The 24914-nt window shown below is 28.8% G+C and carries 19 protein-coding genes; 13 read left to right on the forward strand and 6 right to left on the reverse strand.

Translation table 11 applies throughout. The features are described 5' to 3' along the window. Positions 1-533 precede the first annotated feature (533 nt). The 3 genes from ruvX to metK form a co-directional block, all read right to left on the reverse strand. On the reverse strand, positions 534-959 hold the full coding sequence (gene ruvX, locus CBquer539_RS01285; protein WP_500836653.1) for a Holliday junction resolvase RuvX: 426 nt from the start codon (positions 957-959) through the stop codon (positions 534-536). After that, positions 956-1537, reverse strand: a complete 582-nt coding sequence (locus tag CBquer539_RS01290) for a YqgE/AlgH family protein (protein WP_500836654.1) — start codon at positions 1535-1537, stop codon at positions 956-958. Before CBquer539_RS01290 ends, ruvX begins: the two co-directional genes overlap by 4 nt. A 670-nt stretch (positions 1538-2207) precedes the next feature. Beyond that, the gene (metK, locus tag CBquer539_RS01295) at positions 2208-3377 is read right to left on the reverse strand and encodes a methionine adenosyltransferase (protein ID WP_500836655.1); all 1170 of its coding nucleotides are present in this window, start codon (positions 3375-3377) and stop codon (positions 2208-2210) included. Between the two features lie 765 nt (positions 3378-4142). Between metK and speB the strand changes: the two genes are divergently transcribed. From speB to rpiA, 4 genes are all read left to right on the forward strand, one after another. Further along, positions 4143-5063, forward strand: a complete 921-nt coding sequence (gene speB, locus CBquer539_RS01300) for an agmatinase (protein WP_500836656.1) — start codon at positions 4143-4145, stop codon at positions 5061-5063. 495 nt (positions 5064-5558) lie between these two features. Next, positions 5559-6737, forward strand: coding sequence for a phosphoglycerate kinase (locus CBquer539_RS01305; protein WP_500836657.1), 1179 nt, complete (start codon positions 5559-5561; stop codon positions 6735-6737). A gap of 110 nt (positions 6738-6847) precedes the next feature. Then, positions 6848-7930, forward strand: coding sequence for a class II fructose-bisphosphate aldolase (gene fbaA / locus CBquer539_RS01310; RefSeq protein ID WP_500836658.1), 1083 nt, complete (start codon positions 6848-6850; stop codon positions 7928-7930). A 338-nt stretch (positions 7931-8268) separates the two neighbouring features. After that, positions 8269-8925, forward strand: a complete 657-nt coding sequence (gene rpiA / locus CBquer539_RS01315; protein WP_500836659.1) for a ribose-5-phosphate isomerase RpiA — start codon at positions 8269-8271, stop codon at positions 8923-8925. A gap of 131 nt (positions 8926-9056) precedes the next feature. Here rpiA and CBquer539_RS01320 read toward each other — a convergent pair whose 3' ends face one another. Both CBquer539_RS01320 and zapA read right to left on the reverse strand, forming a co-directional pair. After that, complete coding sequence (locus tag CBquer539_RS01320) at positions 9057-9668, reverse strand: 5-formyltetrahydrofolate cyclo-ligase (protein WP_500836660.1); 612 nt, start codon at positions 9666-9668, stop codon at positions 9057-9059. Positions 9669-9817: 149 nt separating this feature from the next. Next, positions 9818-10165 carry a cell division protein ZapA gene (gene zapA, locus CBquer539_RS01325; protein WP_500836661.1) on the reverse strand — a complete coding sequence of 116 codons (348 nt, stop codon included), beginning with the start codon at positions 10163-10165 and terminating at the stop codon, positions 9818-9820. Between the two features lie 727 nt (positions 10166-10892). On the opposite strand from zapA, the gene CBquer539_RS01330 reads away from it, so the two are divergent. From CBquer539_RS01330 to CBquer539_RS01340, 3 genes are read left to right on the forward strand one after another with little or no spacing between them, the layout of a single operon-like run. Then, the gene (locus CBquer539_RS01330; protein ID WP_500836662.1) at positions 10893-11336 is read left to right on the forward strand and encodes a hypothetical protein; all 444 of its coding nucleotides are present in this window, start codon (positions 10893-10895) and stop codon (positions 11334-11336) included. Positions 11337-11374: 38 nt separating this feature from the next. Then, the gene (locus CBquer539_RS01335; RefSeq protein WP_500836663.1) at positions 11375-12082 is read left to right on the forward strand and encodes an FAD-dependent monooxygenase; all 708 of its coding nucleotides are present in this window, start codon (positions 11375-11377) and stop codon (positions 12080-12082) included. A 23-nt stretch (positions 12083-12105) separates the two neighbouring features. Continuing rightward, positions 12106-13329 (forward strand): FAD-dependent monooxygenase, encoded by a 1224-nt coding sequence (locus CBquer539_RS01340; RefSeq protein ID WP_500836664.1) that lies wholly within the window; start codon positions 12106-12108, stop codon positions 13327-13329. Positions 13330-13369: 40 nt separating this feature from the next. Here CBquer539_RS01340 and ygfZ read toward each other — a convergent pair whose 3' ends face one another. Further along, positions 13370-14374, reverse strand: coding sequence for a tRNA-modifying protein YgfZ (gene ygfZ / locus CBquer539_RS01345; protein ID WP_500836665.1), 1005 nt, complete (start codon positions 14372-14374; stop codon positions 13370-13372). A gap of 511 nt (positions 14375-14885) precedes the next feature. Between ygfZ and prfB the strand changes: the two genes are divergently transcribed. The 6 genes from prfB (at position 14886) to recC (ending at position 24854) form a co-directional block, all read left to right on the forward strand. After that, positions 14886-15981, forward strand: a protein-coding gene (prfB, locus tag CBquer539_RS01350) for a peptide chain release factor 2 (RefSeq protein ID WP_500836666.1) whose coding sequence is annotated in 2 segments (ribosomal slippage) — positions 14886-14942 and positions 14944-15981 — 1095 coding nt in all. Because the reading frame shifts where the segments join, the coding sequence is not laid out codon by codon here. Between the two features lie 12 nt (positions 15982-15993). Continuing rightward, entirely contained in the window at positions 15994-17520 is a 1527-nt protein-coding gene (gene lysS, locus CBquer539_RS01355) for a lysine--tRNA ligase (RefSeq protein WP_500836667.1), read from the forward strand. 207 nt (positions 17521-17727) lie between these two features. Then, entirely contained in the window at positions 17728-18996 is a 1269-nt protein-coding gene (lysA, locus tag CBquer539_RS01360) for a diaminopimelate decarboxylase (protein ID WP_500836668.1), read from the forward strand. Between the two features lie 605 nt (positions 18997-19601). Continuing rightward, complete coding sequence (gene rppH / locus CBquer539_RS01365; protein ID WP_500836669.1) at positions 19602-20078, forward strand: RNA pyrophosphohydrolase; 477 nt, start codon at positions 19602-19604, stop codon at positions 20076-20078. Positions 20079-20279: 201 nt separating this feature from the next. Further along, positions 20280-21125, forward strand: coding sequence for a prolipoprotein diacylglyceryl transferase (gene lgt / locus CBquer539_RS01370; protein WP_500836670.1), 846 nt, complete (start codon positions 20280-20282; stop codon positions 21123-21125). A 306-nt stretch (positions 21126-21431) separates the two neighbouring features. Further along, positions 21432-24854 carry an exodeoxyribonuclease V subunit gamma gene (gene recC, locus CBquer539_RS01375; RefSeq protein WP_500836671.1) on the forward strand — a complete coding sequence of 1141 codons (3423 nt, stop codon included), beginning with the start codon at positions 21432-21434 and terminating at the stop codon, positions 24852-24854. Positions 24855-24914 lie beyond the last annotated feature (60 nt).

Consider the following 24914-nt stretch of genomic DNA (forward strand, 5'->3'; position numbering starts at 1 on the left):
AACTAACTAATACACATACAGCTATTAATGCAGGGCATTACGTGTTGTGCTAATTTACGTTTCAGTTAATATAAGAAGGATTAGATTAGTTTGTATTCGTTGTTATAATTTCGAATTTATTTTATTTATATTGATATTTATTTAAAAGCAGTATCGTAACAAAAAATGTATTTCTTAATATTACTTGTTTAATTGAGATTAAAATTTATACATACAATAAAATTCATTGCATTTAAAATTCAATAGATCTTTTAATTTTAATTAAATTATATAAAAATAGATAAATTTCAGATTTTACTGTTACCTAAAACTATGTTTCTTAAAAATGACAATCAGTACTTAAACCAAAAAAAACAATACTTACTTTTAAGTAATTATGATAGTTGCAATTAGTTAATATATCTCATTAAAAACTTATATTTTACTTATATATAATAATATGTATCATTTATTAAGAAACTAATAAGAGTAAAGTACTCAAATTATTCTTTGATTTATGTTTATATGTAAAAAACATGATTTTTTTTTCATACTTAAGACTTATTCAACCAACTTTTTAAAATCACTCCAGCTGCAATTGCATTGAGTTTAACATGTTGCTTAACGTATGAACGATCGTGATGATATTTAAGATAATCTAAACGTGCCTCACTAGTGCTAAAACGTTCATCATGCATTTTAACCATGACAGGAAGCTGTTCTTTTAGTTGTTTAGCAAATCTTTTTGCTAAAATAGTAATAGGTTGTTCGTTTCCATCTGTATTTAAAGGTAATCCCACTATTAATATCATTGGTTTCCACGTATTATAAATATTTTTGATATACTGCCAATTAGGCACGCCAGATTGCGACTGTAATACAGTAAGAGGCCACACGGTACGTGTCAATTTTTGACCAATAGCCACCCCTATGTGTTTAGTGCCAAAATCAAACCCTATAATGATATTAATTGGCATCATGAATGACCTGTTTGATCAGTGATATTACAAATATCAATGCCTAATATTTTTGCTGCTTCGCGCCAACGAGCAACAATAGGAGTATGAAATAAAATTGTTTCATTAGCCGGAGCAGTAAGCCAAGTATTTTCCATTAATTCATGCTCTAATTGACCTTTAGACCATCCAGAATAGCCAAGCGCCACCAACACATCTTTCGGTTGATTAGGGGTGCCTAAGGTTTCTAAGATATCTTTAGATGTGGTAATCATAGCTTGTGAGGAAATGTTAACACTGGACCCGAAACCTTCTTTAGGAGTATGTAAAATAAAACCTCGGTCGTCTAATAAGGGGCCTCCAGAAAATACTGGATTGTCTAATCGAATAGATGGATCTCGTATAGGAGATACAATTTTCAGGTTGTTTAATATAGTCTCTACCGTACATCGTTCAACTAATTTATTAATGACAATACCCATAGCACCTGTATCATTATGCTCGCAAATATATACCACCGATTGTTTAAATAATGGGTCTTGTAGGGCAGGCATAGCTATTAGAAAATGATTTTGTAAATTTGTTATCTCATGTATTAGCATAAATTAATTTATACATCTATTTATTAAAATACAAAGTCGAAAAATCATAGTTAATCATTTTTTTTAAATAGTCCACACTTTATTATGATTATTGTTACTGATTATTTTCTGTATAAACTTCAATTTAGTTTAAGCATTAAAATAATTTTAAATTCATTATAAAAAAATGATTCGAATTTTCTGTTAATGTAATACTTGCAATTGAATATTTTAATTAGTTTTTAGTTGAACTAATAACATTTAAAGTTTTAAAAAATCATAATTAACTATATAATTTATTATGTATGTAGATTCTCAAAGCAGTATGTGTTTGTATTTGTATTTTTTAAAAAGTATTTCGATTAATTGAAACTACTATATTGATATATATATAAATATATATCAATATATTTAAATATAAATTTATTGCGCATATTACTAGCATAAATTTTTTAAATTAGTCAAATTATATATAATTTAATTTCAGGTGTCATATTTCACATTTATTGCATTTGTTATTTATTACGTAATTTTATATAAAAAATTAATTTTTTTATAAACAACATATACATTTTCGTTTAAACTTATTCTAAATCTATAGAATTTTATTTTTTATGTTCATTTAGTTAGTGAATGAAAATTTTTATATTCATAATAATTATATATCAGTTAAAAAACAAAATGGAAAATGTTATAAAGATGTAAATTTTAAACCAGCTGCATCACGAAGAAGTTCTGCTTTATCAATTTTTTCCCAAGGGAAACATTCACGACCAAAATGCCCATAAACAGCTGTTTCTTTATAAATTGGTTTTAATAAATCTAACATAGTGATTAAACCATAAGGACTAAAATCAAAAAAGTTATTTATCAATTGCATTAGGATGTCATGTGAAGTTTTTTCTGTTCCAAAAGTTTCAATGCTAATTGAAACTGGGTTTGGCACACCAATTGCATATGACACTTGAAGTTCACAACGATCTGCTAATCCAGCAGCCACAATATTTTTAGCAACGTATCTTGCGCCGTAAGCAGCTGAGCGATCTACTTTTGATGGATCTTTTCCAGAGAAAGACCCACCGCCATGCCGAGCCATGCCTCCGTAAGTATCTACAATAATTTTTCTTCCAGTTAGACCACAGTCACTAATAGGCCCACCAATAACAAAGCGTCCGCTGGGATTAATAAAAAATTTAGTGCTATTAGACAACCATTTTTTAGGTAGTACTGGTTTAATGATTTCTTCCATAGCAGCTTCTTGCAAATCCCTTAGCTTTATGTTATCAGCATGCTGAATAGACAATACAACTGTAGTAATACCAATTATCTTTCCGTCTTCATAAGCAACAGTCACTTGACTTTTCGCATCTAATCCCAACCAGGGTAACACGCCATTTTCCCTCATTTGGGCTTTTCTTTTAATTAAACGATGTGCGTATGTTATCGGAGCAGGCATTAAAACGTTAGTTTCGTTAGTAGCGTATCCAAACATTAATCCCTGATCACTAGCTCCTTGTTGTAACATATTACCGTCGTGATTGATACTGTATTGAATTTCTGAAGATTGTCTATTAATTATACTCAATATTGCACAAGAATTTGCATCAAACCCCATATCTGAATGGACATAGCCAATATCACGAATAGTATTTCTAGCAATTTCTTCCATATTCACCCAAGCAGTGGTAGTAATTTCTCCGCCCATTAACACTATCCCTGTCTTAACATAAGTTTCGCACGCAACACGAGCTCTTGGATCCTGCGATAAAATAGAATCTAATACAGCATCAGAGATTTGGTCTGCAATTTTATCTGGATGCCCTGCTGATACGGATTCAGATGTAAATAAATATTGCGACATTTGTTATATCCTTTTAATACAGAGTTTAAAGCTTACTAGTAGTATAACCCAATGTAGATATAGCAGATATATCTGGGCAACCATATGCATAAAGCTATTTTATATGAATATTAAAATACTACAATTTTTTTCATTTAATAATATTTAAATATTATTAGATTTACAAATATCAGATGTTGATGCAATATCTGCGTGATTTATGAATAAATTACGATAAAAATTTTATACATACATTCTAGTTTCTAGTATTTTTCATCTGTTATTTATGTAAATTTATATATTAATTTAATTTTTTAAAATATCTATATCATTGCTATTATCTATTATATGTTTTAATTGGTTTATTAATAGCGTCTAAAAATTATTTTCTCAATATCATGTTTAAATAAATTAATTAAATTCTGATAGATATCTTATATTGACACAAATCACATATTTTGTTTATTAGTTACAATGAGATGTTTAGAATTTTTATTTTTAAAAATAATTAAATTACAAGATAATTAAAAAATAAATCTTATTTATAAGCATTATTATGATCTACTGTATAGATTTAATTGTGCGTTTTAGCACAGATTAATTTGGGTATAGTTCTAAAATTTTTAAAATTTATCTGATATTAGATTTTATATATGTAGATTATATCTACAGGCTGCATAATATTTTTAAAATTTTAGCTTGTACAAATGTTTTATTTAATTTTACTTAAATTATATTTTATATATAATAAACTGCTTGTAATACTAAGCTCAGTAAAGGAAATACATGTATACTTTAAATTATAAAAATGACAACTCCTTATTTTCAAATGCCTTTGGGTTTTTACGATTTCCATTAGAATTTGATCCCTATAAGAGTAATAGTGATTGGGTAATTACTGGAGTCCCTTTTGATATGGCTACTTCTGGACGCGCAGGAAGCAGATTTGGTCCAACTGCTATTCGACAAGCATCTATTAATTTAGCCTGGGAACATTTGCGTTGGCCTTGGGGTTTTAATATATGTGAAAATTTGCACGTGGTTGATTGCGGAGATTTAGTATATAAATCTGGAGACATACAAGATTTTACAAACTCTCTACAAAATCATGCTGAGCAATTACTAACTTCTGAAAAAAAAATGTTATCGTTTGGAGGTGATCATTACATCACGTTACCTATATTACGTGCATATGCAAAGATTTTTGGAAAAATGGCAATGATACATTTTGATGCGCATGCAGATTACTATGATAATAATAGCAAATATGATCATGGTGTTGTTATGCTACATGCGCTTAACGAAGGATTAATAGATCCTGCTCATTCCATACAAATTGGTATTCGTACTGAATACAATCAGCGTTATGGATTCACAGTATTAGACGTAGAATATGTTAACGACACTAACATAGATATTATTATAAATAAGATAACATCGGTTGTTAAATCCTTTCCAGTATATTTGACTTTCGATATTGATTGCTTAGATCCAGCTATAGCGCCTGGAACTGGAACTCCAGTAATTGGAGGATTAACAAGTTACCGTACGTTGAAATTAATACGAGGTTTTCGTAACTTGAATATCATAGGTATTGATTTAGTAGAAGTAGCTCCAGCTTACGATTGTGCACAAATTACTGCTTTAGCGGCTGCTACACTAGGATTAGAAATGCTTTATACTCAGGTGAAATTAAGGAAGAGTTGAAAATCAATTTCGTATGTTGTTTTTTACTTAAATTTTTTATCAATTGTATAAAAACAATATTGAATTAAAAGATGACGCTGTATTTAAAATATTTGATGCTGACATCCAGTCAATATTATATAACATCAATTAAGTGATACGTCGAATGGATATATATATATATGAATACAACATTGTATTCATAAAGAATTTATAAATTGAACTTATATTGAGTAAATCAGCGACCTTATATTCCTATAAGACATGTTATATATTTTTATATAAATATAAACACTGTCGGTATATCGTAGTGGTTTATAATATGTTAATTTTTTAGAGTTTCCATATTATTAATTAATGAAAATTTGAATTTATTTTTAAGCTATATATCGTTATATATTAGTTACTCACTACTAATACACTAAACTATTCAGCACAATATGTAGCAAAATAAAAGAATATTTTAACTATTAACATATAATTCTATATCGTTTCACGCATAAAAGGTTGCCCATCATGACTATAATAAAAATGAGTGATTTGGACTTAACAGGTAAACGTGTTTTAATTCGTTCCGATTTAAACGTACCTGTTAAAAATGGAGTCATTACTTCTAATAGAAAAATTCATGCATCATTACCTACTATTGAATTGGCTTTAAACCAAAGCAAACATGTTATGGTAACTTCGCATCTGGGTCGACCAACAGAAGGAGATTATAATGTGGAATTTTCTTTACAACCTGTAGTTGAATATTTAAAAAAACAATTGGTCCATCAAAATATCAAAACAGTGCGGTTGGTTAAAGATTATTTAGAGGGAGTTAACTTCACGGAAGGGGAGCTTTTAGTGTTAGAAAACGTACGATTTAATAAAGGAGAAAAAAAGGATGATGAGATTCTATCAAAAAAATATGCTATGTTGTGCGATATATTTATCATGGACGCATTTGGCAGTGCTCATCGTACACAGGCTTCCACACATGGTATAGGTAAATTTGTGTCTTCCGCTTGTTCTGGACTCTTATTACAAAAAGAATTACAAGCTTTAAGAAAGGCCTTACATAATCCTATGAGACCAATGGTTGCTATAGTTGGAGGATCTAAAGTATCCACTAAATTAATTGTTTTAGATTCTTTGTCAAAAATTGCAGATTATCTTGTAGTAGGAGGAGGTATCGCAAATACCTTTTTAGCGGCTCAAGGGAAAAAAGTAGGTAAATCTTTATATGAAGCAGAACTTATACCTACGGCAAAGCGTCTTTTAGAAGATTGCGATATACCTATTCTTACTGATGTACGAGTAAGCACAGAGTTTTCTGAAACTGCCCAAGTAACTATGAAAGCCGTAGTTGATATTAAAGATAATGAACAAATTCTTGATTTAGGTGATGAATCTATTGCCCGAATATTAGATATTTTAAATTGCGCTAAGACTATTCTTTGGAACGGTCCTATTGGAGTGTTTGAATTTCCAAATTTCAGAAAAGGTACCGAAATGGTATCTCATGCTATTGCTAAAAGTAATGCTTTTTCTATTGTTGGAGGCGGTGATACTTTAATGGCTATTGATTTATTTGATATTTCTGATCAAATTTCTTATATTTCTACTGGAGGTGGCGCTTTTTTAGAATTTATTGAAGGTAAAACGTTTCCATCGTTAAAAATGCTCGAAAAACATGCTTTTAACAATTAGAAGTATATATGTTATTGATTTAATAAACATTATGCGTGAGAATATATATGATATGCTTTTAAAATAATTTTTTTATATAAATGTATGCATTGACAAACAGAAGAAAGTAAATGAATAAGATTCTTAATATTATAAAACCAGGTGTAGTTACTGGAGACGATGTACAGAAAATGTTTAATTTTGCGAAAGAAAATAATTTTGCTTTGCCGGCAGTGAACTGTATAGGTATGGATTCAATTAATGCTGCGTTAGAAGCTGCAGCTAATATGCAGTCTCCAATTATTTTACAGTTTTCTGAAAAAGGATCAGCTTTTATGGCAGGATACGGTTTACATAGTGATCAAAATAATTATTCTGCTGCAGTATTAGGAGCAATTTCTGGAAGTCTACATGTACATAATATTTCTAGTCACTATGGTATTCCTGTTATTTTACATACGGATCATTGTAGTAAAAAAAAATTGCCCTGGATTGATGCTTTGTTGGATGTAAGCGCGAAACATTTTTCTGCAACTGGTAGTCCATTATTTTCATCTCATATGATAGATTTATCCGAAGAACCCTTAAAAGACAACATAGAAATTAGTTCAAAATATTTAAGTCGTATGGATAAATTGAATATGACCTTAGAGATAGAATTGGGCTGTACCGGAGGAGAAGAAGATGGCATAGATCACCATCATCTGGATCATGCGCTTTTGTATACAAATCCAGAAGATATAGCTTATGCTTATGAAAAATTTCATGTCATTAGCCCACGATTCATTATAGCTGCATCGTTTGGAAATGTACATGGTGTATACAAACCAGGTAACGTACGATTAGATCCGCAAATTCTTCAGAAATCACAAAAATATGTTTCTGACAAATTTGGATTACCTAATAATTTTTTGAATTTAGTATTTCATGGGGGATCTGGGTCTACAGCAGAAGAAATTCAAGAAGCTATCAGTTATGGTGTCGTCAAAATGAACATTGATACTGATATACAGTGGGCTACTTGGGAAGGAATTTTAAAATATTATCAAAACAATAAAAATTTTCTTCAAACTCAATTAGGTAATCCATTTGGCTGCGAGCAGCCAAATAAAAAATTTTATGACCCACGTGTTTGGATTCGTGCAGGACAAAAATCAATGGTTAAGTATTTGGAAAAACAATTTTCTATCTTAAATGCTATCAACATTTTGTAAACAATTTCTCCTAACAAGCAATTTATAATACGTTAGACTAGATTCATATATCAATAACATCAGAATTATATTGAGTGAAAATTTATAAAATACTATCAATCATGCTTACAAATAAGATTGAATTTTAAATTTTGATGTAAATCGTAAAGTCTATTATCCGTAATATAACATACTGTACATACGATTATAACAACTATTCAACATATGGTATGGTTTTTAATTATCATTAAATATCATTTTAATTTATATAAATTGAAAAATTATTATTAGATATCAAGAGTGATAAATCAAAATTAGTATGAACTAAATATATAATATGCATCACATATAGGTGCAATATGGTAAAAGAAAAATTAAAAAAATCGGTAGGTTGGGCGGCTTTAAAATATATTCAGTCTAGCGGCGTCATAGGCGTAGGAACGGGCTCTACCGTTACATATTTTATTGAAGCACTAAACAGTATAAGACAAAAAATAGAAGGCGTAGTTTCTAGTTCAAATCATTCATCTAATCAATTAAAAAAATTAGGTATTCCTCTATATAATCTTAATAGTTTGCACGAATTAGATGTATATGTTGATAGCGCAGATGAAATTGATCCGCATATGCAAATGATCAAAGGCGGGGGCGGAGCTTTAACTAAAGAAAAAATTATTGCTGCTGCAGCTAAAAAATTTATTTGTATAGTCGATAGCAGCAAACAAGTAAATATATTAGGACGTGGCCCACTTCCAGTAGAAGTTATTCCTATAGCCCGATCACTAGTAGCAAGAGAATTAGTTCGTTTAGGTGGCTTACCAGAATATCGACAGAATGTAATTACTGATAATGGTAATGATATTTTAGATGTATATAATATGAAGATTGTAAATGCATCGCTATTAGAATCAAAAATTAATAATATTCCAGGAGTGGTAAGCGTTGGTATATTTGCGCAAAGACGAGCAGATATAGTATTAGTTGGAACAAAAGAAGGCATAAAAACAATTACATAATTTCTTTTCCTATATACAAAAATTAAATTTGAAGTAATATAAAACTTATAAAATTTACAGCTTATTAATATAAATTGCGCATGTTTTAGTATGATTTTTATGAAAACAGTTTGATAATAAATAGAAATTAATTAACATTTTCCCGCAGTCAAATGGTGAGATGGAGTGATAATTTCTGGTAATTTTATATCCCATGTTTCTATAGGAAGTAATTGGGTAGGTATCCTTTGAAAATCATATGCTAATCCTATAGGTACATAGTTACTTTGATGTTGCCAATTTTGTAAAGTTCTATCATAAAAACCACCACCCATACCTAATCGGTTTCCGTAAGTATCAAATGCGACTAATGGAACAAATATAACGTCTAGTTTTTCTATAGGCATCACAGAACTAGCATTACACTTAGGTTCGTATATATTTAGGCGGTTACATATCAGAGGCGTTGAAAATGTATACTGTGAAAATAATAAACATTCCGATTCTGAATCAGGTAAAACTGGCAAATATATTTGTTTGCGCATAAATAACAAAGTTCTAATAAGTAAAGCAGTATCTATTTCTCCGTCAAAAGCAATAAATATTGCTATATATTTTGATCTATATATATGATCTATAGTTATAATCTTATTAGTTATTAATTGGGCTGCTGTATGTTTTTCTTGAAATGTTACAGAACGACGTACAGTGCGTATATACATGCGGATAGATTTTCTGTATGATTTTTTATCATTAATATGCATAGCAATTATATTACTGAATTCATGCAAACATATTTATATGTTTTTTATCTTAAAAAATAGCATTCAACCATAATGGTTATACTTTATTATTCTGATAATTTTTTCGTTATTTAGTTTAATATTAAAATAATAATAATATATACAATAATTTATACGTGTTCAGAAGAGCATTCCAGTGACCTATTGGCATGCTCGGTAATATGGGTATGTGCTATTAAGGCTTTGTCGATTGTTTGTTGTAATAACAAAATATGTTGCTCAATGTTAGATGCATATTCACGTGTTTTTAATTTTTCTTGAGCTAATTCATGGCATACATTTAAAGCAGCTATAAACACCAATTGTTCAGCATTAGTTACTTTTGTTCTAATTTTTAAATTTTGTAGACGTTGAGTTAAATCTGCTACTGCCTTATTTAAAGCATCTTTCTGTTGAGATGGACAATTAATCCGTAATGTTCGGCCAAAAATTTGAATATCTATTGGTTGTTCAGGCATATTCTTTTCCTGGTTATTTTAATTATTTAAGTTGTCAATGATTATGTAGCATCATGACAATTATTATGTAGTTGTATATTACAAAAAATTTTTCGTATAAATGAATATTTAATTAAAAAATAATAGTATTTAATATAATTTTCTATGCATTCACTAATTAATTATTAATATGATGAAATTTATAAAGATAATTGAATTTATACTTTATACTATATAAAGTATAAATCAATAGCATTATATTTATTTAGCTAACTATTTCAAAAAACAAATATTAATAACATATGTAATTATACATACTACAAATATGCTAGAAACACTGCTTAATTTTGTTATTACAAATAATAACTTGTGCATCTGTTGCTACAGATATAAGTGTATTTTCTATGTAAACTTATAATAAATATTTAAATTATAATAAATTATTACATATCATGTAATCGCTACATGACAACATCAACACATTCTACATGTTATACCAAATAAATTCTATTTACAAATTAAATTTAATGTATATTTTCAGTTCATTGAAAATATACTTGTGTATTGAGTTTGTTTGTTGTTATATACGGTTATATAGCGTATATAAGTATCATATTGAAATAAGTTGTGCTATATATAATATTATAAATATATTAATATTTGTCAGATTGAGTTTAATTATATCGACGCATACATGTAGTTTTTATTCAATATTAAGATTTTATATTCATATGTTAGATAATAATCTATGTCTATTATTATAAACGGTGGGGGAATAACAGGCGCAATATTAGCGTTAATGTTATTTAAATTAACTAAAGGAGATTTAGAAATATCCTTAATAGAAAAACATTCTCCTTATCGTTGTGATACACAATTATCTTTAAATATATACCCTCCTCATGTAATAGCGTTATCCCGAGGAGCTTACTCTGAATTAATACGAATTAATATGGAGCCAATTTTATCTTCTTGTGCTACTATTATAAGACAAATAGAAGTTAGTGAATATCATCGACTACATAAAATATTCATTAATGCTCAAGATTATCAATTGTCAGAATTAGGTTATGTTATAGAAATAAACATTCTTAGAAAGAAAGTATTTGATTTTTTACATAATAAATCCACTGTAGCCGTATATTGCCCTGCAACTCTAAAAGAGATTAAACGCGAAAAAAAAAAAATATAGTTATTTTAAATAATGATCATCAAATAGTTTCAAAATTAATGGTAGCAGCAGACGGTGCTCATTCAACATTAGCTGCTGATTGTGGTATGCAATGGTTTAGATGGAATTATCAACAAATTGCTGTAGTCTCTAAAATTACTACTGAAGTACCTCATTATGGTAGGGCTTTTGAAAAATTTACAGAACATGGACCATTAGCTATATTACCTATGTCTAACGATTGTAGTTTTTTAATTTGGTGCATTTCTAATAAACAACAAAAAGAAGTATCTACATGGAGCAAGGGTAAATTTTCTCAAGAATTGCAAAGTATATTTGGATGGAAATTAGGAAAAATTTTAAATATAGAAAAACGATATTTTTACAATCTTTGGTTAACACGTGCTAAGAGCCACATTAGTCATAGGTTGGCATTAGTCGGTAATGCAGCACAAAGTTTACATCCTATTGCTGGACAAGGGTTTAATCTTGGATTACGTGATATTGTAGTGTTATCAAAAATAATTACACAAGCACTATATCAAAACTTAGACATTGGAGATTATTCTGTGTTAAATACATACCAGAAACGCAGGTATTTAGATCAATATAGAACTATTAAAATTACTGATGGATTAGTGCGTTTATTCAGTAATCGTTATTTACCATTGATTATTGCTCGCAACATGGGTTTATTTTTTGTTAGTTATAGTACTTATTTACAACGTCTTTTAGTAAATGAGATACTAAATTGGAACACGGACTGACTTTTATTTAAATAAATAATAGTATGGAAAGTTTTGATCTATTAATTGTAAATCAAGGAATTTCCGGGCTAGCATTAGCCTGCGGATTAAGTGATCGTTTTCGTATTGCAATCATAGAACATAAGGTACATGCGAATATTTTTTCAATGGATCAATGGGATATGAAAACATCCTTAATTAATATAACTAGCTCAAAAGTACTGCAGTATTTAAAAGTTTGGAATCAAAACATATCACATTTTTCTATTTTATTACACCAATTAGAAATCCTTAAAAAAAACAGTATGAAAAAAATTGTTTTTAAATCTGGTTACTTAGGATATTCTGAATTGGGATATATTGTGGATGACTGTTTAATATATCAAGCTTTAATTAATCGAGCGCGACAATCAAGAAATATTACGCTTATGGATTCACATTTACCCGACGTGATAAATTATCATGAAGATGCAGTATTTATTACAGTCGACAATAATTATACATTCAAAGCTAAGTTAATAATAGGTGCAGATGGAATTAATTCTTGGGTAAGAAACGCTGCAAATATCTCGTTAATATTTAGAGATACTGAATATTATGGGCTAACTACTATTATCCGTACTGAAAAAAATCATAACAACACTCTTCGTTGCATTATTCACAATGATGGTTTATTAATGTTATTACCATTAAAAAACGCACACCTTTCTGTTGCTTTTTGGTTATTACCGCCATATACGGCTAAAAAGTATCTATATATTTCTACTTCCCCCCAATCTATTAATTATGATTTAATTGAAATCTGCAATATGTTCGGTCATTGTGTTGCATGCGATAATACAAAATATAAAATTTTCTTATTGAGAATGCAATATGCACACAATTTAACAAATCATCGTTTAGTATTGTTAGGAAAAGCTGCATACATCATATGTCCTTTATTTTTTCAAAATATTAATTCAGAACTGATAGATGCAGCAGTTCTAGCACATCATCTACAACAACTGAAAGAAAATAACAAAGACATTGGACATGATGCTTATTTAAAATGTTACGAGCGTAATAGAAAATACAGAATAGCCAAAAATTTCATAAACATTCCATACATTCATATGTTACTTTATAATAAAAATCATTTTTCAAAGTACATACAATATTTTATTTTTCATCTAATCAACACTGTGCCTAATTTAAAAATACATATATTACACCGTATCATGGGTTTAGATAACATGCCAAAATGGTTACTACAAGATCGTTATGATTAAAAAGTCATATTTGTAACATTCAAAAAATTATTTAAATTTATTAAGTATTAATAACAATAAACATGAGACTATTATTAGTTTGAATATTTTTAATTTTCAGTTCTGAAGTATCTACAATAGATCTACTTGAGACTACTTGTATACATATATTACTTTTTTTAATGTGACAAGATTGTAAAACAATACCGACATTTTTCCAGTGTTGATTATTTATTTTTAGTTCCACTTGATCGCCAGCTACTGGTAATTTATAACTATTCCCATGATCATCAATGACACCGGTTAACCGATATAATGCTTGTTTGTTATGTCCACGGTACTTGATACGCGCAATAGATTCTTGTCCAATATAGCAGCCTTTATTAAAACTAATGCCTTGTAATGTGTCCATATTAATAGATTGAGGGATAAATAATTCACTAGTTATCGATTCAATAATCGGATAGCCTGCTTCCATATCCAACGATACCCATTGGCGACTATTATTAAATTGAACATAAGATTGTGATTTACTTAACAAATAATTTAATATCGATTTGTTATTTATTATCAATAAAAATCGTTCAGCTGGAGAACTAAAATAAAGAAAAGTGACATCTTTATCATGCACTACTGTATGTATATTATTTGGTAGAACTGAAAAAAACATGCTTAAATAATTTCTTGCATTTCTCCCGGCAATTCCAATAAGTATTGGGTCATAATCAGAAACGGCAGTAACTTTAGAAAACATCATATATTTTTTCATTTCTGCGATTTGTTTCTTGTGTACATCTAAACGTTCGATAAATCCCATTTCTTGGTCTTTAAAATGGAAAACATACATATTGCTGATAGTTTTTCCTTTTGGATTACAATGAGCTGCAAAACTATATTTGTTTTTATCTAAATTTTTAATATCACAAGTAAGTTGATTGTGTAGATATTGTATAACATCCGGTCCATGTAATTTTACTACTGTCCATTCCTCTAAGGAGATGAATGTTAATGGTAAATCTGTTGAGTGTACAGGGAGTTGTCCCGAAAAAACTATACGAGGTGACACCGTATCTCTCCTTATGAGTACAATAACCCTAAATGAACATTACGTAATATATCTCATTTAATCCTATTAATTAAATTGTAAATGCTTCGATATAACAAAATTACATTATTATTAACATTTAATATTACAAATTTCATAATTAAACAATTTATCAGTTTTGTCGCTTGATAGAAGTTTCGTTAATGAAGAATATATATCGGAGTATAATAATTCTTAAGGAATAATGCTTATTTTATTTTATCATATATCATCGTTTTTCGATGTACTTGAAGCGAAATATATAATAACCGTATAGATGGTTTATATTTATTAACAATTAATAACACATTTAAATAATATGGGACCAAAGATTATATAATATTACATATTTAAATATTTATAAGAAAAATGTGTATTCTCATATTATATATTATATAAGAATTTTTATTCGATTGTATTATATTATATTCGAGCATATATAATACATGAAATAATACGAATTCAAATATACATCTTAAGGAACAAAATTTTAATGATAGATATTAACTTTATTAAGCAACATATTCAACTCATGTTAAATAGAGTATTTAAGTTTAAGGATGATTTTTGACTACAATTTCAAGAAAAAACATTTAAAAATAATTAGCAACGAACTAAAATCACCTGATATTTGGAAAAATCCTAAAACTGCAAAAATTCTTAGCCAAAAATCCACTTCTTTAAAAATTTTTATTAACATTGTTGATCAGCTGAATAAAAACTTAGTGGATTTAAATGATTTATTAGAACTAACGGAGGAATATGACAACATCTTGCTTTCTGAAATTCATGGTCAATTAATTGATTTAGAACGTACACTATCTCAATTAGAAATTAGTCGTATGTTTATAGGAAAACATGATGATTCTAATTGTTATGTTGACATTCAATCAGGATCTGGAGGCATAGAAGCACAAGATTGGGCAGGTATGTTGTTGCGTATGTATTTGCGTTGGATGGAACATAAAGGTTTTATGACTGACATTACTGAAGAATCGACAGGAGAGATTACTGGGATAAAGTCTGCCACTATTCAAGTTATTGGTCCTTATGCATATGGTTGGTTACGAACTGAATCTGGTGTGCATAGACTAGTACGAAAAAGTCCTTTTGATTCAGCTAAAAGACGTCATACTTCATTTGCTTCAGTATTCGTATACCCAGAATTAGATGATAGTATAAATATTCACATTCGTCCAGAAGATTTACGTTGTGATGTCTATCGAGCTTCCGGAGCGGGAGGTCAACATGTTAATCGTACAGAGTCTGCAGTGCGCATAACGCATATACCAACAAATATCGTTACTCAATGCCAAAGTGATCGCTCGCAGCATAAAAATAAAAATCAAGCAATGAAACAATTACAGGCTAAGTTATATGAACTCGAACTACAAAAGAAAAATTATGAAAAAAAAATGAGAGAAAACGATAAAGTAAATATTACTTGGGGCAATCAAATCCGATCTTATATTTTAGATAATTCTAGAGTTAAAGATTTACGTACTGGCTTTGAAAAACGTAACATCAAAGCTGTTTTAGATGGAGATCTAGATGATTTTATAAAAGTTAGTATCAAAAAAATACTTTAAGCGAGACTTATAATGATTAAATACGCATGTTCAAAAGATCGGTCATACCAAAAATTTAATATTGATGATGAATTAAATATTCGTCGAAAAAAACTATTAAAACTCCGTGAAAAAGGTGCAGCATTTCCAAATGATTTTCGTCGTGATTCTATTTCTAATCAATTACATAAAAAATATGCTCATAAATCTCATGCAGAATTGATACAATTAAATATTAAAGTAAGCGTAGCGGGACGCATAATGAGTCGACGTGTCATGGGAAAAGCATCTTTTATAACTTTACGAGATGCTGAAGGTTGCATACAGTTATATATTACTGCTAATTCATTATCAGTAAATTTATATAAGGAAAGTATAAAACAATGGGATCAAGGAGATATCGTAGGAGCATGTGGTACGTTGTTTAGAACACGTACGGGGGAATTATCGATACATTGTAAAGAAATCCGATTGTTAACTAAATCATTACGCCCATTGCCAGATAAATTTCATGGTTTAAATAATCAAGAAACAAAATATCGTCAAAGATATTTGGACTTAATTATCAATGAACACGCAAAAAAAACATTTGAAGTACGTGCTTTAATTATTTCTGAAATACGTCAATTCATGAAAAAGCATAATTTTATAGAAGTAGAGACGCCAATGATGCATACAATTGCGGGAGGGGCTATAGCACATCCTTTTGTTACGCATCATAATAAATTAGGAATAGATATGTATCTACGTATTGCCCCAGAATTATATCTAAAAAAACTAGTGGTCGGTGGTTTTGAGCGAATATTTGAAATAAATCGTAGTTTTCGTAATGAAGGAATATCTTCCTATCATAATCCTGAATTTACAATGATGGAGGTATACATGGCTTATGCTGATTATCGTGATATAATTGTTTTAATACAAAATTTATTACGCTCAGTAACACGCCGAGTATTGGGTAGCAATATCGTACATTATGGAAATTATGCATTAGATTTTAAACATCCTTTTACTCAAATAAGTATAAAAGAAGCTATCTTTTATTATCTACCAGAAACTAGATCTCAAAATATAGATGATATACATACTGCTATTTCTGTTGCAAAATCATTTGGAATTAAAGTCAAAAGTTGTTGGACTTTAAACAAAATACATATGGTTATTTTTGAAGAGGAGGTAGAAAAAAAAATAATTCAACCAACTTGTGTAACTTCTTATCCGATAGAAATATCCCCATTGGCACGTCGTAGTGATAATAATCTAAAGTTTGCTGATCGTTTTGAACTTTTCATTGCTGGGCGAGAAATAGGAAATGGTTTTTCGGAATTAAATGATCCAGAAGATCAAAAAGAACGTTTTTTAAAACAAGTAGATGAAAAAAAAGATAAAAAAAATAACGATGCTTATGTAAATTACGATGAAGATTATTTAATTGCATTAGAATATGGACTGCCTCCTACAGCGGGAATTGGGATAGGGATTGATCGTTTGATAATGCTGCTAACCGACAAACATACTATTCGTGATGTAATTTTGTTTCCCACACTTCGCCCAAAATAAAATTTTTTATGTTTTTAAGTATATTCGGCAAGTGACTATAATACTATACGGTGTAGTAATCTTTTAATAAATATTAAAAACTAATATTGGCAATTATTTTTTAAATAACGTGAATTTATATCGATAATTTTCAACTGTACATCAGTGATATAATCCGAAAAATTTTGATATTAAGATATATCTCAGTAAGAATAATAGGAATATAGCATGATACATAATGTTTTTACTCAAACAAATGCGTTTACCTATGCAAGATTAAAACAATTACATCACAAATATCAAGGTCCAGTATGGGTATATGATGCATCAGTTATAATTAATCGTATTACACAATTACAACAATTTGACGTTATACGATACGCTCAAAAATCTTGCTCTAATATTCATATTTTACGATTAATGCATAATCATGGGGTTAAGGTAGATGCTGTTTCTTTAGGAGAAATTGAACGAGCGTTATTAGCTGGTTTTAAAACGGGAAATCAAAGTAATGAAATAGTTTTCACCGCAGATATTTTAGAAGAAGCAACATTATTAAGAATATCAGAACTAAATATTATTGTTAATGCAGGGTCGATAGATATGTTAGCACAATTAGGTGCTTGTTCTCCTGGACATAAAATATGGTTACGTATTAATCCTGGATTTGGATATGGACATAATCAAAAAACTAATACTGGAGGAGAAAACAGTAAACATGGTATTTGGCATGAAGATATACCAACAGCTTTATCTTACATTCGTCATTATGATCTACAGCTAATTGGGCTGCATATGCATATTGGTTCTGGAGTAAAGTATGATCATTTATCTAAAGTATGTAATGCAATGGTCCAACAAATTTTGAAATACAAAATAGATGTACAAGTCATTTCTGCTGGAGGAGGGTTAACAATACCGTATCAACACAATGATCTGGTTTTAGATGTCAATCGTTATTTTCATTTGTGGAATGACGCAAGAAAATACATTGGTCAATATTTGGATCATACAGTAAGCTTAGAAATAGAGCCTGGTCGTTTTCTTGTGGCTGAATCAGGAGTATTAATTACCCAAATTAGAGCAGTAAAAAACATGGGTCGTCGTCATTTTATATTAATAGATGCAGGATATAATGATTTAATGCGTCCAGTAATGTACGGTAGTTACCATCATATTTCATTAGTTCCTGGAGATAATCGCAGCACTACTTTAGAAACATTACGTGATACTGTTGTTGGTGGTCCATTATGTGAATCTGGAGATGTTTTTACACAAAATACAAATGGAACAATATTAGCACGCAAATTGCCTGATTCGGCAAAAGTAGGAGATTATTTAATATTTCATGATACTGGTGCATATGGCGCTTCTATGTCTTCTAATTATAATACTCGTCCATTACTACCAGAAGTTTTATTGGAAAATGGACAAATGCGCCAAATTCGTCGAAAACAAAAATTAGAAGATTTATTTATGTTGGAAACCACAGAATAATTTTTCATAAATAAAAATGTTAAACTTATTAAGCGTTACTTAAACGCATAAATATGCTATCGTATAAATTATTTATTAAAAATGACTTACATTTAATATCTTAAAATTTTAATTAAATTAGATAGATATTACAAGATTACTAATCTTGTCGTTTAGTTTTATTTACTGATAATTTTTTATTGTATGTTCCTATAAATAAAAAAATACGTAACTATGAGTTGAACGATACCAATCAAAATATATTTTTAGGTTTTAAATTTAAATCTAGATTAATCATTATTTAATAATGGTTTCATACAATAATATTGTACCTATAAATTTTGATAAAATACTTTAACAATATTTATTTTAAACTCTAGACATAATACAATTATAATTAAATTTGAATTGATTATTTCTATGGAAGTCATTAAATTAAGTAAATAAGATGAGGATAAAAATCCTTGAATTCAATGTGATTATAATATAGCATACAACGTGTGTTTATATTATCGTAGTAATTTATAGTATTAATTATGTTTTGTATAAACTGTACTGAAATAATTATATCTATTATGAATATTTAAAAATTTAATGAAATATTTCAATAAAACCGAGGAAATCTGGTGATTGACAATGACGGTTACCGATTAAATGTAGGGATTGTGTTGTGTAATACTCGTCAACAAGTACTATGGGCTAGAAAATGTAAGCAACATTATTGCTGGCAATTCCCTCAAGGTGGAATTAACATTGGAGAAACTCCTGAACAAGCCATGTATAGGGAGCTGTTTGAAGAAATAGGATTGAATTATCAAGATGTGCGTGTTTTGTCTTCAACACAATGCTGGATGCGTTATAGGTTGCCTAAACAATTAGTTCGTTGGAAAATTAGACCGATTTGTTTTGGGCAAAAACAAAAGTGGTTTTTATTAAAGCTTTTATCTAAAGATACACGAATTAACATGAGAAGCAATGGAGATTATACATTTGATAGTTGGAAATGGGTGAGTTTATGGTATCCTATACGTCGAGTTGTGTTTTTTAAAAGAAATGTGTATAGAAAAGTTATGCAAGAATTTGTTGAGATGATAACATCGTAATCGATGTTATCATCTCTTAAGAAATAAAGATAACGTTAAATATATTTAATTGAAAAATCCAGTAACTTTGTGACTGGAGATATTACTGTGAATATCGCTGATATATCAACGTTTGATTTAAACAGAGTAATTAATATAGTACAATACTTCAGTTGATAACTAATTATAATAATACCTATATGTCCAAGTAATACATAAATTATGCAATATATTTATTATCATGCATGTAATCCGGTAATTTTTAAAATCGGGCCTATCTCATTACATTGGTATGGAATGATGTATGCATTAGGATTTATGTATGCTATGTGGTCATTATCATATCGTATACGTCATTCCGATAAGATTTTATGGACTCATAAAGATTTAGAGTATTTATTATGTTTGTGTTTTCTTGGCGTTTTATTAGGCGGGCGTATTGGGTATGTATTATTTTATCAGTGGTCTTTTTTTTCCAAAAATTTACTGTGGGTTTTTAATATATGGGAAGGAGGTATGTCTTTTCATGGAGGTTTAATTGGTGTAATTATATCGATTAAATGGTTTGTTTATAAAAAACATCAGTCTTTTTTTCAAACATCAGATTTAATCGTTCCAGCAGTGCCGTTTGGATTAGGTCTTGGCAGGTTAGGAAATTTTATAAACGGAGAATTATGGGGTCGAATAGCCATTGATACACCTTGGGCCGTGCTGTTTCCTAATGCCGTGTATCAAGATTTATCAATACTACTAGATCATCCTAAATGGCAGCCATTATTTGATAATTATGGTGCATTGCCTCGTCATCCATCTCAACTATATGAAATGTTTTTAGAAGGAGTAATATTATTTATCATTATAAGTAAGTTCATTCAAAAACCACATCCTGTGGGTAGCGTGTCTGGGTTATTTCTTATTTGTTATGGTTTGTTTCGTATTATAGCAGAATTTTTTCGTCAACCTGATAATCATTTGGGATTAATCAATAACATAGCTACCATGGGGCAAATTTTATCATGTCCTATGATTATATTAGGAATAATCATATTATATATTGCTTATAAATAATTATCCATATTTTTTAAATGTTAATATAATAACTCTGTTATATAGACTATTTTAATTTTCAATTAAAATAGCGATTATTTATTTTTTTATGTATCGAAATATATCATCTAATGAAGTTTTTGAATTTGTAATTATAGATGGTATAAAGTATGTTTGTGTTTATAAATCAGTGATATTGTATACTTAGAATATATACTTCTGTTTAAATTATAATAAATACAATTTAAAATCTATACGATATCAACCTATACGTATATTCAATTAATAAAGAATATATCTTATTTATCTAAATAGTTTATTAAATTAATGTTTACTATTTATCATTCCAATCAGGCAAATTCATTCAAAAAACTGTTAATCAGTATTATGTCGGATAAGTCACTGACTGATCCAATGCAATCTGAAATAATATTAACAGAACATGGTATTATAGATCAGTGGATAAAAATTGAATTAGCAAATTATTTTGGCATTGTATGTAACATTAAATTTATGACTATATCGTATTTTATACAATATATTTCTAATAAAATGGAATCTAACAATTCTGTTATGAATAATTTTTCTCATTCTATTATGTATTGGAAATTTATGGAAATATTATCTCAAACACAGACATTAGAAAATTGCTCTATCATAAAAAAATATTTAAATAATGATACCAATCAACAAAAGATAGGCCAATTTTCAGAACAACTTGCTAATTTATTTACTCAATACTTAATATATCGTCCAGATTGGTTGAATAGTTGGCAATCTAATAAAATAATAAATTATTTAGATGACCCGCATCAAATCTGGCAATCAAAAATATGGCGCATCTTTTTGGAAAAGATACGATGTAATAAACCAGAACTAAATAACAATGTAAATCCTTTGCAACGTTGTATTTATTTTCTCAAAAATACTCAGAATATAAACTGTGACCTGCCAAGTAGAATATTTATTCTAGGCATGACATCTATACCTCCTATACATTGGAATATATTGAAATTATTAAGTTATCACATTGACATTTATTTATGGTTTATAAATCCTTGTTATAATGACTTAATTCATGTGCCTGATCAAGATTCGCATGTTGTAACACAACAAGAAAATCAATCATATAATAAGAATATATCATCATTATGTTCATCTTCATATATTTCTACTTATCTTGCTGGTTATAATAATAATCATACTAATATAAATCATCCTTTATTAAATTCATGGGGTGATGTCGCACGCAACACTTTACCTTTGTTTGCTCAATTAAAAGATAAAATTGAACTAAAATCGTTTATCATTCCTCAACAAGATTCTTTACTTCATATTATACAAAAAAACATTTTAGAATATTATGATCTCACAATAAATGTGAAAACTCAGTATAATACTGCACCATTCAAAAATAATCAACGACGTGTATTAGCCTCAGAAGATAGATCAATTGCCTGTCATGTTTGTCATAGCATTCAACGAGAAGTAGAGGTATTACATGACAATTTGTTATCCATGATGATGGATGATCCATTGTTATCCCCAGGAGATATCATAGTTATGACCCCTGATATACATTGCTATACATCAGCTATTCAAACTATATTCAACAATACACAAGGTCGGTATTTACCCTTTAATATTACAGTAGATAACTGTAAAAAAAACACACATCCGATTATATCAGCTTTTATTAATATACTTAACATACCATATAGTCGATTTACTTCTGAAGAAATTTTATCATTATTAACAGTACCATCTATTGCCTCTCGATTCCAAATGAACAAAGAAGCAGTGAAATTATTACGTCAATGGACCATTAAATCTGGTATTAGATGGGGTCTAGATAACGTCACTATGCGTAACTTTAATTTACCTATTACTGATCAAAATACCTGGAATTTTGGATTAACTCGAATGCTAATAGGTTATGCTATAAAAAATAAACATGATACTTGGGAGAAAATCCTACCATATGACGATGATATGATGAGCGGAGAACATATTAATATTATCGGTCAATTAGGGGAATTTCTAAAAACATTAAAAAAATGGAGAGACCGATTGAGTTGCTCTTATACATTGGCAGAATGGATACCTTATTTTAAAGAAATAATTGATGATTTTTTTTATTGTGATTATTTAGATTCAGAAAACGGTAAAGTTTTATTTTTCTTAAAAAATTGTTGCAGAGACATATTAGAGTCGGGTGTACAATCAGAATACACTCAAACTATAAGTATAAAAGCGTTACGCGATACATTATGTCATAGATTAACTCAAGATACTATAGTGTACCGATTTCTACCGAATGTAATTAATTTTTGTAATATTACTCCAATTTTCTGTATTCCTTACAAAGTAGTGTGTTTTTTGGGTATGAATGATAATAATTTTCCTCGCAATAAAATATCGCCAGACTTTAATTTAATGGTTAAAAATCCACGTAAAAATGATGACAATATACACGAAAGAGATTGTTATTCATTTTTACTAGCATTTTTGTTAGCTCAGGAACGGATATATGTTAGTTTTATTGGACGCTCGATTTATGACAATATCATGCATTATCCTTCCGTATTAATTGGTGAACTTTTTGAATATATTGCTTTAAATTTTTATTTAAAAAAACATAAAAATGTGGAAATAGGTATTAACATAGAATATATACGTCAGCATTTATGCCAATGGCATCATCCGTTTCCTTTTTCTCATGAAAATTTTAGTCTTAGTAGTAGTAGTAGTAATACACAAAGTTTTTCCGAAGAATGGTTGCCTAAAATAAATATTCATGCGAATAATGTTTTACCAATCTATCCAAATTTCAATACTGCGCTTACTTATTGGCCTATAAAAACAATAACATTTCAGGATTTATATAATTTTTATCGCCATCCAGTGCGAATGTGGTTTCAAAAACGTTTAAGTGTGTATTTTGATCAAAATATATTAAGATTATCGAATGATGAACCTTTTTTTGTAGATGGATTAAATCATTATGAGCTAAATATAAAATTGATTGATTACTTAATCCATAATAAAAATACTGATGAATTGTATTATAGTACATGTGCTTCTGGAATTTTGCCTTATGGTGTATTTGGAAAGTTATATTGGATTAAACAACAAAAAAAAATGACAATATTAGCAAATCAAATAAAAACATATCATTGTATTGAAAAACATAATTTAGATATTTCTTTAACATTTAACGAGATTAAACTAATCGGACAATTAACTATAGTTCAAGAAAATGGATTAATACGTTGGAAACCTCAACATCTTTCCATGAAAGATGTATTTTTATTATGGTTAGAACATATAACATACTGTTCTATGGGTGGAAAAGGTGATAGTCGATTATTTGGCATTAATGATATATGGCATTTTCCTAATTTATCAAAACTTCACGCAAAACAGTTATTATTAGTTTTAATATTAGGTTACAGTACTGGTGTAAATACGCCAGTACTGTTATTATATCAGTCTGGAGGGGCTTGGATGAATCACGTATTTGACTGGAATACTAGAACGATATCTTCCAATTTGTCTTGTCGAAAAGAAGCATGCCAAAAATTAATACAAGTTTGGCAGGGTACTAAATATTCCTTTTGCAGAGAAAGTCATGACCCATATTTACGCAAGCTTATCTCATTTGATTTAAGCGAAGAAAATATTACAAAAATTATTGATACTGCAGAACATTACCTTTTTCCTGTAATGAAATACAGGATAATACAATAATTCAAAATATTTAATTTTAGAAATAATTAATATTTAAATTAATTAAAAAAAATTAAGTTA

It is taken from the genome of Blochmannia endosymbiont of Camponotus quercicola, from assembly GCF_059935335.1.

Coding starts and splice junctions, on each gene's coding strand:
- ruvX (WP_500836653.1), bottom strand. CDS start 959: ATGATGCCAATTAATATCATTATAGGGTTTGATTTTGGCACTAAACAC.
- CBquer539_RS01290 (WP_500836654.1), bottom strand. CDS start 1,537: ATGCTAATACATGAGATAACAAATTTACAAAATCATTTTCTAATAGCT.
- metK (WP_500836655.1), bottom strand. CDS start 3,377: ATGTCGCAATATTTATTTACATCTGAATCCGTATCAGCAGGGCATCCA.
- speB (WP_500836656.1), top strand. CDS start 4,143: ATGTATACTTTAAATTATAAAAATGACAACTCCTTATTTTCAAATGCC.
- CBquer539_RS01305 (WP_500836657.1), top strand. CDS start 5,559: ATGACTATAATAAAAATGAGTGATTTGGACTTAACAGGTAAACGTGTT.
- fbaA (WP_500836658.1), top strand. CDS start 6,848: ATGAATAAGATTCTTAATATTATAAAACCAGGTGTAGTTACTGGAGAC.
- rpiA (WP_500836659.1), top strand. CDS start 8,269: ATGGTAAAAGAAAAATTAAAAAAATCGGTAGGTTGGGCGGCTTTAAAA.
- CBquer539_RS01320 (WP_500836660.1), bottom strand. CDS start 9,668: ATGCATATTAATGATAAAAAATCATACAGAAAATCTATCCGCATGTAT.
- zapA (WP_500836661.1), bottom strand. CDS start 10,165: ATGCCTGAACAACCAATAGATATTCAAATTTTTGGCCGAACATTACGG.
- CBquer539_RS01330 (WP_500836662.1), top strand. CDS start 10,893: ATGTCTATTATTATAAACGGTGGGGGAATAACAGGCGCAATATTAGCG.
- CBquer539_RS01335 (WP_500836663.1), top strand. CDS start 11,375: ATGGTAGCAGCAGACGGTGCTCATTCAACATTAGCTGCTGATTGTGGT.
- CBquer539_RS01340 (WP_500836664.1), top strand. CDS start 12,106: ATGGAAAGTTTTGATCTATTAATTGTAAATCAAGGAATTTCCGGGCTA.
- lysS (WP_500836667.1), top strand. CDS start 15,994: ATGATTAAATACGCATGTTCAAAAGATCGGTCATACCAAAAATTTAAT.
- lysA (WP_500836668.1), top strand. CDS start 17,728: ATGATACATAATGTTTTTACTCAAACAAATGCGTTTACCTATGCAAGA.
- lgt (WP_500836670.1), top strand. CDS start 20,280: ATGCAATATATTTATTATCATGCATGTAATCCGGTAATTTTTAAAATC.
- recC (WP_500836671.1), top strand. CDS start 21,432: ATGTTTACTATTTATCATTCCAATCAGGCAAATTCATTCAAAAAACTG.